Origin of the sequence: Arcticibacter sp. MXS-1 (genome assembly GCF_041902385.1) — a bacterium.
GTDB lineage: Bacteria > Bacteroidota > Bacteroidia > Sphingobacteriales > Sphingobacteriaceae > Arcticibacter.
In genome coordinates this window covers 1,825,612-1,838,828 of the sequence record NZ_CP169244.1, presented here as the reverse complement: position 1 = coordinate 1,838,828, position 13,217 = coordinate 1,825,612, and the positions used below count along the sequence as shown (strand labels likewise).

Here is a 13,217-nt window from a genome sequence, read left to right as displayed (position 1 = left end):
CATTAAAAGTCAAATCCAAGACTAAAGGTATAAACGGTTGTGAGCGGATACCTTCCTGCATCAAGCCCTACCGACTGATTGTCAGAGGATACGTTCCTGCCAATATTAGCTCCTACCTCCGGATCGTAACCTGAATAGCCGGTGATGGTCCACGCGTTCTGGATACCCACTGTAATGCGTGCGCCCCTCACCACTTTTTGTCCAGTTAACAAGGACTGCGGCAGGTTATAGGTGAGCGATACATTCTTCAGGCGGAGATACGATCCATCTTCCACCCATTTGTTTGTGATCCGGGAATAGTTGGCATTGGGACCATAAGAAATCCGTGCTACGTCGGTCCCCGGATTTTCGAGGCGCGTCTGCCCGTCTACTGTGACCGGCCTTGCATAATTCATGGTATGGGTAAGGAGATTCCTGCTCAGATTGATATTGTTGGGATTGCTGTTGACCCGTGCTACGTAGTTATATACGTCGTTCCCATAGCTTCCCGTAATAACGGCGCTAAGCTCGAATCCCTTGTAAGATAAACTGTTGGTGAAACCACCAAAAAGCTTTGGCCAGGGATTGCCAATGTACGTTTCATCATCCACGGTTATCTTACCATCAGGCACACCCTCAGGCCCGCTTATATCCCTGTACTTCACATCACCTACCCATACCCCATTAGCCTGTTCAGTAGGTAAGCGATTGCCGTTGTTATCGACGGGCACGGCGCTGTTATTAATTTCGTCAAGCGATTGAAACAGGCCATCTTCAATATATCCCCTAAAAAGCCACGGACTCTGGCCCACAATGGAGCGCTGTGCCCAGTTGTCGAGCCACCAGGATATCCTCGTGATAGAGGCCCGCTCTGAATAAAACTTCTTGATTTTGGTCTTGAAATGCGATAGGTTGAGCGTACTGTTCCACTTAAAATTCTTCGTGCTAATATTGGTAGAATTCAGACTGATATCCCAGCCCTTATTAGTAAGAGCACCGATGTTCACCATGGGTGCTCCAACCGCTCCCATTCCCCCCGCGCCCATATAGTCAGGAAGTGGATTGATCATCAGAAGATTGTCGGTATTCCTTACGTAATAGTCTAACTCGATCTCGAAACGATTTTTGAACAAGCCAAGGTTTAAGCCCACATTGTTGGCCTTTGTCTCCTCCCATTTGAGGTCGGGATTTGCATAACGGTCAGGTAAAAAACCGACTCCTACAGGAGTTGGGCCGCTTGCCATAGGAGAATAAATATAGCCGGATCCCCCTGGTTACCCGTTACACCCGTCTCGAACCGCAATTTCAGGTCGCTTATTGCCGGCACATTAAAAAACTTCTCTTTAGATATCCGCCAGGCAGCAGAAACAGAAGGAAATTTTCCCCAGCGATTATTCTCACCAAAATTGGAAGAGCCATCCGTCCTGTAGGTGGCGGTCAGCAAATACTTGTCCTCAAAATTATAATTTAAACGACCGAGGTAAGATTCCATCGACCAAGGGCCTGATCCGCCCCCGTTAGCCGCAGTTAAAGGGTCTCCAGCCTCCAAATCAAATACGTCATTAGTGAGGAAGCCTGTACGGGAGCCCGAAAGGTTTCTCCATGTCGATTTTTGAGATTCGTGAGTGAACATCAGGTCGAAGCTGTGCTTTTTAACTTGCTTTGTATATTGAACCTGCTGGTTCCAATTCCAGTACGTATTCTGCGAGTTCCCATTTGTGAGTGATGCAGTCGTGTTTTCCGCCCAGCCAATTTTATAGGTCGGCCTGAAATAAATTGAATTGGAATAGCCGAGATTGATGTTAACGGAAGTACGGATACTAAGACCGGGCATAGGCTGTACGCCCATGTTTAATCCACCCAAAAATTGCCGTCTCGTCGCTTCATTCGTATTGATGTTTGCAAGTGCGATTGGGTTAACCGGCGCAAATTTGTTCGCGCCATTGTTTTCGTCGCCACCGCCCCAACTCCCGTTCAAATTTTTCACAGGGATCTGGGGAGTCAGCTGTATGGCACTCGAAATCAGATCTTCATTTGTCGAGGTCACTGACTCTTCCGTCTGGTTAAAACTTAGATTAGCCCCAAGGGTCATCCATTGCTTGGGCTTAGAATCAAGATTTAAGCGGAACGAGTAGCGGTCAAATCCCGATCCTTCCGCCACGCCATCCTGATTGAGGTAGTCACCTGAAAGATAATAAGTAGCCTTATCGTTTCCTCCGCTTAAACTCAGCTGATGCTTTTGCATTGGAGCATTGCGGAACAGCGCTTTCTGCCAGTCGGTTCCTTCTCCCAGCAGGGAGGGGTCCAGAAACTCCTGTGGCGTTTCTCCTCCGGCCACGGAGTGAAACTCCTTTACCATCTGGGCGTACTGACGAAGGCTCATTACCTCCAGCGAGCCGGGAGATGTTTGAAGGCTATACTGGTACCCATAGTTGACTTTTACATCGCCGGCCTTCCCTCTTTTGGTAGTAACAAGCACCACACCATTGGTACCCATTGACCCATAGATCGAGGTTGCCGACGGCCCTTTCAGTATCTGCATATCTTCAATATCGGCGGGATTAAGCCCGGCCAGCGGATTGGTAGAGCTTTGCATTCCGTAACTAACCTGACTACCTCTGATTATCACTCCGTCTATCACGTAGAGAGGCTCCGTTGTACCATTTAAAGAACTGACTCCGCGAATGCTAACCGAAATTCCGCCGCCCGGCTGACCTGAATTCTGAGTGATGTAGACACCGGCCGCGCGTCCCTGCAAGGCCTGCTCCAGGGTCGTGTTCACCGTACGGCTTAGCTCTTTTGACGACACTGATGTCTGGGCAGTCGTAAGATTTACACGCTTCGCCACACCATATCCCACCACGACCACCTCATTCAGCTTGGTGTTCTCTTCACTCAAAGTCACGTTGATCGTGTTAGAGGTCCCGATGTTTACCTGTTTGGCAACCATTCCGATGAAAGAAACAGTCAGAGTGGTAGCCCCCTGCGGCACGGTTATGGTATAACGGCCGTTTACATCGGTAGTAGCACCGGCCCTTGTATTCTTCACACTTACAGAGGCACCGGGGAGCGGCATGCCTGTTACATCTGTTACAACACCTCTGATCACCATGTCGGCAGTTTGCGCCCAAAGCCGAGGTACAGAGATCACCAGAACAGAGGTGAACAGTAAGGTTAGTAGTAAAACTTTTCGCATGATCTATAATTAGTTTATCCAAAATTAACACAAGAACGAGGGGCAGGATAATACTTTATTATCTTAATTTTGTTCATTATTAACTACGCGAAAAAAAATAGCGCCTGAAGCGGTTTTACACGAGAAGAAATATCAAAAGGAACCCTACCATAAGATAATACTATTTTATCCTTTATTCTATTAATACCCGACTAATACCATTTAGCAACCAGCAGTATCAGCTTTATCTGGTCCTAAAATCCTTATCTTTGCCACATCATGAGAGCAGTTATTCAGAGAGTCACCCGAGCTTCGTGTACTGTTGAAGGTATTGTAACGGGGCGTATCGAAAATGGACTCCTTGTCTTTCTAGGAGTAGAAGACGCTGACGAAATGGAGGATTTGCAGTGGTTGGCGCAAAAGATCGTCAATATGCGGATCTTTTCGGACGAGAACGGCCTGATGAACAAATCGATGTTGGACGTGGATGGCAACATCCTTCTGATCTCCCAATTTACACTCTTCGCCCAGACGAAGAAAGGCAACCGGCCCGGCTTTGTACGTGCCGCCAGGCCTGACAAAGCAATCCCCCTCTATGAAGCCATGCTTTCAGAACTTGAATCACTCACCGGAAAGAAAATTCAGGCCGGCATCTTCGGTGCCGATATGAAAATAGAGCTGCTCAATGACGGGCCTGTTACTATATTCATGGATACTAAAAACAAGGAATAATGATGATCGCTTTCTGATCCTCATAAACCATATTAAACGCAGACTTGAGCCGGTACCCGGAGACGGCAGTTAGGGCATCGGGCAGTTTCCCCTACTGACGGCTGCCGGTTCTCGGAGAGCAAAACATCTGTTTTGGTCTTTTCATACTGCCTTTGCAGCAGTCAAGTGCCGTAACAATCACTTTTCACTTGTTTCAGTATGCGAATAGTCTCCCTCATGGCTGCACAAAACCTACAGCCAAAGGTACCTGGCGCCCGATCGCACCTGAAAAAGCTAAATCCTAATAAAGAAGAGATCCAGGCTCTAGCTGCTTTCCTACTGGCGGTAACGGCCACGCAGTATAAGATTCCGAGGCCCGACAAGCTGTCCAGAGAGTAGTACCTGAGTTCAGAGACTTTGCCAAAATGTACCCCAGCCCACCATTATCTGAGACAAGTGCGAGACAAGTGTGCCTTTTTTTCACATTTTTACCGTGCCGCTTCGATGCGACGTCGGTACGTACCGAAGCGGCATTGAAGCGGCATCGAAGAAACGAAATAGAAAAGACAGAGAAAAGGCGAACGTGTGTGCCGGCGTTCCCGCACCCTTCTCAGCAGAAGGTGGGGGAAGATATCTTCGGAGATTGCCTATGGCGCAGCGGACGAGAAAATCGATAAAAGAATCACTGAACATGACAATTGAAGAAGCACAGGATCTGGTCGACAGATGGATAAATACAACCGGAATCCGTTACTTTAACGAACTGACGAACACGGCTATCCTTATGGAAGAAGTTGGAGAAGTAGCCCGTATTATGGCGCGAAAATACGGCGAGCAGTCCTTTAAGGAATCAGACAAGAGCGTGGACCTGGCGGATGAAATGGCTGATGTGCTTTTCGTACTGATCTGCCTGGCTAATCAGACCGGCATTGATCTGACCGCTGCCCTTAAGAAGAATCTGGAGAAAAAAAGCATCCGCGATGCCGACCGGCACAGGAACAACGAGAAACTAAAGTAAAACGTTCCAGATGACGCTGATCCAACCCGGGGAGCCTATTTCTTCTAGAGCTTTACCAGCTTCTCACCTTCCAGAACAGGAATCGAGGTAGTAATGTCTACGTTGAGGCAAAACTCGATATCCTTTTCAATCCCGAGCTTTTTAAGACGTTCGCTGTGCGACGTCTTTTGCAGATAAGCACCAAGATCGTCCTTGGCAAGATCAAAAAGATCCATAGCGGCAATGGAGGAGTCGTCAGGTTGAAAACCGGCCCCAGTGAGCCGCCTAGCCACCGCCCCGGCAAACACAGAATCCTCCAGATTAAACTTATTTTTCCAGCCGGCGCAGACAAGCAAAACGTTTTCACCCTGCCCCAGGAGCCAGTGAGACAATGTGCTTAGATTAAGAAAAGACCCAATCACTATTCTCTTAGCCTGACGCGACAAATGAATGGCCTGCGTTCCGTTCGTAGTAGTAAGGACGACTGTTTTGCCTGCAACTTTTTCAGGAGTATAAGAGAAAGGAGAATTGCCGAAGTCGAAGCCTTCGACTACCTCTCCATCCCGTTCTGCAGCCAGCAGACACTCGGTTCCGTGGTATGCTGCACATTCTTCTACCTGCGCAACCGGGATAATAGCCGAGGCTCCATTGTCTATCCCATAGCAGATGGAACTGGTGGCCCTAAAAATATCGATAACGACGACTATACTGTTCTTTACATCATACAGGGGTAACAAGGCAGGAGTGACACATGTCTCCACGCTTACCTGACCCGGCGCTGTCATTTGTACAACTTTCAATCTTGTGTTTTATAAAAAGGAGGTTTTACCACAACTGCCTTGATCGCAGCATTTCTGATCTTTATAAAAATTTCGGTTCCCGGCGCTGCAAACTCAGTACTTACATACCCCATACCGATAGCCTTCTGAAGTGATGGTGACTGAGTGCCCGAGGTGACTTTGCCGATCACATTTCCTTCGCTGTCTGCAATTTCATAATCATGGCGCGGAATACCCCGCTCCACCATTTCGAAACCTACTAAACGGCGGCTTACACCATTTTTCTTTTGCTCTTCAAGCTTCTCGCTATTAACAAAGTCTTTATTGAAGCGCGTGATCCAGCCGAGGCCCGCCTCGAGCGGAGAAGTTGTATCGTCGATGTCATTACCATAGAGACAAAAACCCATTTCAAGACGAAGCGTATCGCGGGCGCCCAGACCGATCGGCCTGATCCCTGCTGATTCTCCCACCCGGAATATCTCATTCCAAATATGCTCGGCGTGAGCATTATCAAAATAGATCTCGAACCCTCCCGCCCCTGTATAGCCTGTCGCCGATACCAGTACGTTATCGACGCCAGCAAAGGTTCCTTTCCTGAACGTGTAATATTCCATAGAGGCGAGGTCGAGATCTGTTAAATGCTGCAGCACCTCCGCCGCCTTTGGTCCTTGCACCGCGAGCAGCGAAGTACGCTCTGAAATATCTCTCATGTCGACTCCATACGTGTTGTATTTAGAAATCCAGTTCCAGTCTTTATCAATATTGGAGGCGTTGACCACCAGCATATAGGTCTTTTCGTCGATACGATAAACCAGCAAGTCATCCACAATCCCTCCAGTGTCGTTAGGCAAACAGGAATACTGCACCTTTCCGTCTACCAGGCGGGATGCATCATTGGAAGTCACCTTCTGAATAAGGTCTAACGCACGGTCGCCTTTGAGGATAAACTCCCCCATGTGGCTCACATCGAACACCCCTGCAGCCGAGCGCACGGCTTGATGTTCAACATTGATCCCTTCGTACTGAACAGGCATATTGTAGCCTGCAAAAGGCACCATCTTGGCGCCAAGAGCAATATGAGTGCTGGTTAATGCAGTATTCTTCATTCTGTTTTGCTGACTGAATGACAAAAATAACAAAAGTTATGGGTTGTGAGTGGGGAGTTGCGGTTTGCAGGACTTAGTTGGAGAGCATAGGTACCGACCTGGCGGAGGCTGTTGCAGATTAGCTGTGATAATGACCCAACGTGCAACTCCACCCTACATCACGTTAGCTTCTTCAGCGAAGAGGCTAAGCTGCGGATCAGTAACCCTGAACGAGCGACGGTGATAGGGCGACAATCCATATTGCAGCACCGCATTCCGGTGCTTTACTGTAGGATATCCCTTGTTGCTGCACCAGTCGTACTCGGGATGCTGCCCGGCGAGGCTCTTCATAAAGTCGTCCCGATAGGTCTTCGCAAGTATAGATGCAGCTGCAATGGAGTAGTATTTACCATCACCCTTCACGATACAGGCATGTGGCAGCTCCTGATACTTTTTAAAGCGATTCCCGTCTATCAGCACAAAACCCGGGCGGGTAGCAAGCATATCCAGCGCACGGTGCATGGCAAGGAAAGAAGCATTCAAAATATTTATACGATCTATTTCCTCATGGTCTACTGAGGCTACGGCGTATGCTACTGCCTTCTCTTCTATTACCGTACGCAATTTATACCGATCCTCCTCGCAAAGCTGTTTCGAGTCGGTAAGCTGCTTATGTTTAAAATCTCTGGGCAGGATAACAGCCGCCGCAAACACTGGGCCCGCCAGACACCCGCGTCCCGCCTCATCGCAGCCTGCCTCAATAAATTCTTCCTGATAATAAGAAAAAAGCATCACACAATCGGTCTCCGCCCCAAAAGTAAGACATTTTATGGCATGCTTAGACGCCGATTATAAATTTCGCATGGACTGGATAAACCTTTGGAAGGATGGGCCTGTTGTGCTAATAAATTTTGAGAGTAAATAGCGTAATATCGTCAGAGTGCATCTTTGCATTGTTCTTCGTCTGAATCTCGGTCAGGATGCCCTTATTAATCTGCGATGAATGAGAAGCACAATGCGTCGTAAGGTACTCAACAAGCTCCTCCTCAGAGATAAAAACGTCCTCGTCATCGCTTTCGATCAGGCCGTCTGTATAATTAAAGATGAGTGCTGCAGGGGGAAGGATCAGTTTTCCCGGACGCACAAAAGGGAGCTCATCAAACGGGCCCAGCAACGTCGTCCCCTCCTTTAAAAAAGTAGATTGACAATCCGCTATCAGGATAGGAGAATTGTGCCCCGCATTAATGTACTCCATTTCGCGGGTCTCTTCATTATACTTACCCAGAAATAATGTAATAAACCTCTCTCCTTTAGTGTTGTGCGTCACCACCTCGTTTAGTCTCCGAACAAGCTTTTCAAGGTCATTCTCCACGTAAGTCCACGCACGAAGGCTGGCCTGTACCGTGGCCATCAGCAGCGCGGCCGGCATTCCTTTTCCCGACACATCACCGATACACCAAATAAACTCTTTATCGTTAAGGCGAATAAAGTCAAAATAATCACCCCCGATGTTTTGGTGGGGAAGATAGGTAGCTGCTATCTCAAAATTGGCACTTTTAGGCAGACGGAGAGGTACCAGCATATTTTGAACCTCACCCGCCAGCTCTATTTCGCGCTGGAAGCGCTCCCTCTGCACCCGTTCCCAGAACAATTTCTTATTCTCCAGGGCAACTACTATAATGTTAATAAGCGTTTGAATATAATTAAGCTCGTGACTAAGCACCTCGGGCTTGGTATTAAAATCGCCGATCAACACAAATGCGAGAGTACTGTTCTTATGTCTTACCGGGACAAAGAAGTCATATTTATTTAGAAGTTCTTCCGAGTGTCCACTTAGTGCAGTTATTGTTTTATAAGGCAGAAGGATCTCACAGATCTTTTGAAAGTCCTCCGGAGTTTCCTCTCTCGCTCCAAAACCAGCAGCACAGGTAAACTGGCTGCCTTCCCGAATGAGCAAGCTCATTCTCCCTACCTTCAAATTGACACGCAAAATCACTTCCAGCATGGCGTATAGCACCGACGCCGCGCTGTTTTTGTTGATGGCGAGAGTCACTTCAAGCAATGCATTCAACTCCGACTGCCTCTTTAGCAGAAGTTGTATGAGATCGTTTTCAGAAGGCCCAATGTCTGTTTTATCTTTATCCAGTTCCAAGTTCGTGTATCTGATGATAAAAATAAGGTAAATATTCTATTTACAACACAAAATATCCATCTTAGTTGTCCAACACGAGAAACAGCACAATACAGGGTAAAACAGCTACTTGCAGACTTGTGAAGAGTTTTACCTCACCAGGCGTCCTTTCCAGACATACTTTCCTGAATTACCTGCAAGACCAATGTAAATCATGTAGACGGTATGAATAACGGTAAGGAGCGGCAGATACCAGATTAACTCTTTTCGCCTGGCAAAACGGGTAACCGGCACCAGAAAGGCGGTCTCTGCCAGATACTTGAATGCAAATGCAAGCAAGCAGGTGTGCCAGGCAGCGCGATCATAGAAGCCCGCTACCATCGTGAGCAGCAACATGCAGTTAAACAACCAGATCAGGACTCCGAGTAAAACGATGCTCTTGTTCTTATAACGTGTACTTTTCGAAGCCCATCTCTTCCGTTGTCGGATAAACTCTCTCAGTGTACTCTTGGCAGTGGTAAAAACGACAGCCCGATACGACTTGCAGAAACCAATGCCATCTGGGTAACGCGACGCCACTTTGTGAAGAAAAAGCTCGTCGTCGCCCGAGGCCAGATCGTCAATGCCTTTAAAACCTCCCAACTCCTCGAACACATCCTTACGGTACGCCAGATTCGCCCCGTTGCAGGTAGACGGAATTTTGTTGCCAATGGACGAGGCTCCCAAGCCAATGAGATACAAGAACTCCAGGGTCTGCAACCTTTCAAAGAAGCTGCTCTCCTCGTGGTAAACAACGGGAGAGGAAAGCATCTTCAAATCGTTTTGTTCGTAACAGCTAACAATCGTCTTAATCCAGTCTTCATTCATCCTGCAATCAGCGTCTGTAGTGACGATCAGTTCTCCTGAGGCAACGCGTATTGCTTCAGAGATTGCTTTCTTCTTATAGGAATTGAGCTTCTCCTTTTCATTAAGCCGGATAAGAATGACACCCTGGGCAGCAAAAGACTGCACGATCTGAGAGGTACTATCCGTAGAATGGTCATCCACTACGATCAGTTCGAGCAGTTCCGCGGGATAGGTCTGAGCGAGAACATCGCGGATGGTAAAAGCAATTTTCTCTTCTTCATTCCTCGCTGCAATCAACACACTGACCTTGGTGCGACCCGTGACAGGTGCAGAACGAAAAACGGGAAGACGAAGCCACCCCCTTCTGAAAAACAAAACTACCGTCACATAGATAAACGTAAGGGTGCCGGTTAAAAGATTAATTACGATTAGTGCCAAAGAAATTCAATTTAAAAACGAAGGCAGAACCGAGAATGGCAGGCACGATCAGGTTAACAAACCAGATACAAGCGGTTGCGGCCATCACAGCTACTTCCTGTGAGGTTATAAAACTAAAGAAGTAAGTCGCAGTCATAGTCCTCACTCCTACATCCAGCAGGTCGAGAGAAGGCAGGGCTGACTGAATAAAAAAGAGAATAAATATCATCATGATCATTGCGAATACCGGCAGAGACGGAATCAGCATATTAATAATCAAATAATATTGCGAAGTAAAAACAATAAAACGGGCTAAGCAAAAATTAAAGATGATTATCAGATGCTTTCTTCTGTATTGAGCAAGGATCATAAAGAAGCGTCTAAACTTGGTAAGGAACCTGACTTTGTTGATAAGCGTAGTGAGCCGTTTTATGCTGAAATAGAACAAAAGAAAGAGAGAACTATACAACGCAGCAGAAAGAAAAACAACAATGGTAAGCCAGGGAGCCGGATGCAAAAACCGCCAGACAAACCAAAAGATAGCAAAGGCGCCCAGTACATTTGTGATCACCATTTGCCCCACGGCTCCAACACCCATGGCAATCGCACCAAAAACGCGCTTTCGGGGCGAAAGAAAAAAACGCGGCCTCCGTACTCACCGATCCGATTAGGAGTAAAAATGGCCCACGTCAGGCCGCAGAACACCGATTCTACTGCCTTCCAGAGGCTAATTGTTTCAATCCTCTTTACCAGAAATTTCCACTTCATAGCTTCGAGAATCCAGTTGACCAGCATTAAGAGAAAAATAATGCCCAGCACACTGTATACCCTTACCGGAGAAAGATCTCTGATTAATAGCTTAAAATTGTGAAGGTTTTGGTTATTATGCAGTTTATAAGCGATAAAGCTGGTGGCTAAGATCAGCACAGCCACTTTTACCAGAATACTTACTGTCTTTTTATCTTTTCGATTCAATCGCTTTTTTCTCTTTGGATGCAATTTTACGGAAAAGGCGTGAAAGCTGAAGAGGAGTGCAAGACTTTTCGCCTTTCACTTCTAGATGAAGGGAACAAAAACAATCGAAAATCATTCAAATAACTGACGAGGATCATTTGCAAACGCTTCGTTATTTATAACATTTACGCCTGACGTTCTTCTTGGCACTCGAAGAAAAAAGGCACTTTCAGGAAAGCCGTTTATGAGCAGGGATGCTCTGCTGTTACTGAAAGAAAGCACGAGTTTTAAAAAGGAACTTCATTAAAACTGGCTAACCATGACTTAAAGGACCAATTACCTGTCCGGTTATTCCCTAAGCGACTTATACCGGAATACTGCGCATAGCTAACTACATTACAGTCACAACACCCTCTTTTACGCTAATTAGAATTACTAATCATGGAATGGCTTTCCGATTTATTTACCAAAGACTCCGTAGCACATGCGGTTCTGATCTACGGCCTTGTAATTGCCATAGGCGTTACACTTGGAAAAGTTAAAATCCTCAATATTTCCCTTGGCATTACCTGGGTACTATTTGTAGGAATTATTGCCTCCCATTTTCATCTGCTGATCAATAAGGAGGTAGAACACTTCGCCAGGGAATTTGGCCTTATCCTTTTCGTATACAGTATCGGGTTGCAGGTAGGTCCGGGCTTCCTGTCTTCGCTGAAGAAACAAGGTTTATCTCTCAATCTTCTGGCGGCGGCTGTGGTATTGACAGGAGCAATAGTAACCGTTGCCATCCACTATGCCACAGGAACACCCATTGCTGTGATGGCTGGAATCATGTCGGGAGCAGTAACGAACACTCCCGGGCTAGGAGCAGCCCAACAGGCCCTTGCAGACCTCAAAGCTTCAGGCATCGATCTTGCCATCCCCAATCTCGGGCTCGGCTACGCGGTAGCCTATCCTTTCGGAGTAATCGGCATAATTTTATCGCTTATTTTCTTCCGATACGCCTTCAAAGTAGATCTCCTGGCTGAAAAAGCATTGCATAAGGAACGACTGCTGAAAGACGTACCCGCCCCTTCTACAATTAACCTGGAGGTTGAGAACCCGAAGTTATTCAACCAGCCCCTCCGCATCATCAAATCGATTATAAACACGAAGCTTGTAATTTCAAGGATTTATCACGACGGCGAAATCACGACGCCTGATTCTGAAACGATCCTGCACGAAAACGACATTATACTAGCCGTTGCGCCCAAGGAGGACTTCGAGAAACTGAAAATCCTGGTTGGCAAAGAGAGCGAAGTGGACCTTATAAAGATAAAAAGTAATATCATTTCAAGGCGGATCGTGGTCACCAAAGACGAAGTGACGCACAAAACAATCGGCGAACAGCGTTTTATCAACAGTCAGGATTTCACGATCACCCGTGTAAGCAGGGCCGGGATTGAGTTCGTGGCCACCACCGATACCGTATTCCAGATAGGCGATATTGTAACGGTTGTAGGTCGTGAAGAGGCGGTTACCCTGTTTGCAAAAGTTCTAGGCAACTCATTAAAACGCCTGGATCACCCCAACCTGGCGCCTATCTTCTTCGGCATCGTTTTGGGCGTGTTGTTTGGCAGCATTCCCTTTGTAGTGCCCGGTATTCCGGCACCAGTCAAAATAGGACTTGCAGGCGGCCCGTTAATCGTTGCCATCCTCATGAGCCGCTTCGGTCCCAAGCTGTATTTAACGCCTTATGTTACGCAGGGAGCCAACCTGATGCTCCGTGAAATCGGCATTGTTCTATTTCTGGCCAGCGTAGGATTATCGAGCGGCGAACACTTTGTCGAGATCCTGGTGAGCGGCGACGGACTTACCTGGATGCTGTACGGCATGATCATCACCCTTTCACCTCTGCTGATCGTCGGATTTCTGGCAAAAGTCCTTTTCAAATGCAGTTACTTTGAAATATGCGGACTTCTTTCAGGGGCGTCCACAGACCCTCCCGCACTCGCTTTTGCCACGCATTCAGCAGGATCAGACGCTCCCGCTATCACCTATGCTACTGTATATCCCCTGACAATGATCCTGCGCATACTCATGGCTCAGATGATGATCCTGGTGTTTATGTAGCCCTTCGCTGTATGGAGGGACACACCCCTTG

12 protein-coding genes are annotated in these 13,217 nt (G+C 47.2%); 3 read left to right on the top strand and 9 right to left on the bottom strand.

Annotated features, from left to right (window positions below):
* Positions 1-2: 2 nt before the first annotated feature.
* On the bottom strand, positions 3-1,223 hold the full coding sequence (locus ACES2C_RS07920; protein WP_374166435.1) for a hypothetical protein: 1,221 nt from the start codon (positions 1,221-1,223) through the stop codon (positions 3-5).
* On the bottom strand, positions 1,199-3,175 hold the full coding sequence (locus tag ACES2C_RS07915) for a SusC/RagA family TonB-linked outer membrane protein (protein WP_374166434.1): 1,977 nt from the start codon (positions 3,173-3,175) through the stop codon (positions 1,199-1,201). Before ACES2C_RS07915 ends, ACES2C_RS07920 begins: the two co-directional genes overlap by 25 nt.
* A gap of 258 nt (positions 3,176-3,433) precedes the next feature.
* On the opposite strand from ACES2C_RS07915, the gene dtd reads away from it, so the two are divergent.
* The gene (dtd, locus tag ACES2C_RS07910) at positions 3,434-3,886 is read left to right on the top strand and encodes a D-aminoacyl-tRNA deacylase (protein ID WP_374166433.1); all 453 of its coding nucleotides are present in this window, start codon (positions 3,434-3,436) and stop codon (positions 3,884-3,886) included.
* 670 nt (positions 3,887-4,556) lie between these two features.
* Positions 4,557-4,883, top strand: coding sequence for a nucleotide pyrophosphohydrolase (locus ACES2C_RS07905; protein ID WP_374166432.1), 327 nt, complete (start codon positions 4,557-4,559; stop codon positions 4,881-4,883).
* A gap of 44 nt (positions 4,884-4,927) precedes the next feature.
* Here ACES2C_RS07905 and ACES2C_RS07900 read toward each other — a convergent pair whose 3' ends face one another.
* The 7 genes from ACES2C_RS07900 to ACES2C_RS07870 form a co-directional block, all read right to left on the bottom strand.
* A complete protein-coding gene (locus ACES2C_RS07900; protein ID WP_374166927.1) occupies positions 4,928-5,647 on the bottom strand; it encodes a 2-phosphosulfolactate phosphatase in 720 nt (239 codons plus the stop codon).
* 11 nt (positions 5,648-5,658) lie between these two features.
* On the bottom strand, positions 5,659-6,747 hold the full coding sequence (gcvT, locus tag ACES2C_RS07895) for a glycine cleavage system aminomethyltransferase GcvT (protein ID WP_374166431.1): 1,089 nt from the start codon (positions 6,745-6,747) through the stop codon (positions 5,659-5,661).
* A gap of 153 nt (positions 6,748-6,900) precedes the next feature.
* Positions 6,901-7,518: a ribonuclease HII gene (locus ACES2C_RS07890; protein WP_374166430.1), complete on the bottom strand. Its 618-nt coding sequence runs from the start codon at positions 7,516-7,518 to the stop codon at positions 6,901-6,903.
* Positions 7,519-7,627: 109 nt separating this feature from the next.
* Positions 7,628-8,878 (bottom strand): PP2C family protein-serine/threonine phosphatase, encoded by a 1,251-nt coding sequence (locus ACES2C_RS07885; protein WP_374166429.1) that lies wholly within the window; start codon positions 8,876-8,878, stop codon positions 7,628-7,630.
* Between the two features lie 129 nt (positions 8,879-9,007).
* A complete protein-coding gene (locus ACES2C_RS07880; protein ID WP_374166428.1) occupies positions 9,008-10,141 on the bottom strand; it encodes a glycosyltransferase in 1,134 nt (377 codons plus the stop codon).
* Positions 10,122-10,694: a hypothetical protein gene (locus ACES2C_RS07875; protein WP_374166427.1), complete on the bottom strand. Its 573-nt coding sequence runs from the start codon at positions 10,692-10,694 to the stop codon at positions 10,122-10,124. The genes ACES2C_RS07880 and ACES2C_RS07875 overlap by 20 nt, the downstream gene beginning before the upstream one ends.
* Positions 10,688-11,095, bottom strand: coding sequence for a hypothetical protein (locus ACES2C_RS07870; RefSeq protein ID WP_374166426.1), 408 nt, complete (start codon positions 11,093-11,095; stop codon positions 10,688-10,690). Before ACES2C_RS07870 ends, ACES2C_RS07875 begins: the two co-directional genes overlap by 7 nt.
* Before the next feature lie 420 nt (positions 11,096-11,515).
* Between ACES2C_RS07870 and ACES2C_RS07865 the strand changes: the two genes are divergently transcribed.
* A complete protein-coding gene (locus tag ACES2C_RS07865; RefSeq protein ID WP_374166425.1) occupies positions 11,516-13,186 on the top strand; it encodes a putative transporter in 1,671 nt (556 codons plus the stop codon).
* Positions 13,187-13,217: the final 31 nt, after the last annotated feature.

Bases quoted from the DNA above. Each gene is read 5' to 3' on its own strand.
- ACES2C_RS07920 (WP_374166435.1), bottom strand. From the start codon at position 1,223: ATGGCAAGCGGCCCAACTCCTGTAGGAGTCGGTTTTTTACCTGACCGT.
- ACES2C_RS07915 (WP_374166434.1), bottom strand. From the start codon at position 3,175: ATGCGAAAAGTTTTACTACTAACCTTACTGTTCACCTCTGTTCTGGTG.
- dtd (WP_374166433.1), top strand. From the start codon at position 3,434: ATGAGAGCAGTTATTCAGAGAGTCACCCGAGCTTCGTGTACTGTTGAA.
- ACES2C_RS07905 (WP_374166432.1), top strand. From the start codon at position 4,557: ATGACAATTGAAGAAGCACAGGATCTGGTCGACAGATGGATAAATACA.
- ACES2C_RS07900 (WP_374166927.1), bottom strand. From the start codon at position 5,647: ATGACAGCGCCGGGTCAGGTAAGCGTGGAGACATGTGTCACTCCTGCC.
- gcvT (WP_374166431.1), bottom strand. From the start codon at position 6,747: ATGAAGAATACTGCATTAACCAGCACTCATATTGCTCTTGGCGCCAAG.
- ACES2C_RS07890 (WP_374166430.1), bottom strand. From the start codon at position 7,518: ATGCTTTTTTCTTATTATCAGGAAGAATTTATTGAGGCAGGCTGCGAT.
- ACES2C_RS07875 (WP_374166427.1), bottom strand. From the start codon at position 10,694: ATGGTGATCACAAATGTACTGGGCGCCTTTGCTATCTTTTGGTTTGTC.
- ACES2C_RS07865 (WP_374166425.1), top strand. From the start codon at position 11,516: ATGGAATGGCTTTCCGATTTATTTACCAAAGACTCCGTAGCACATGCG.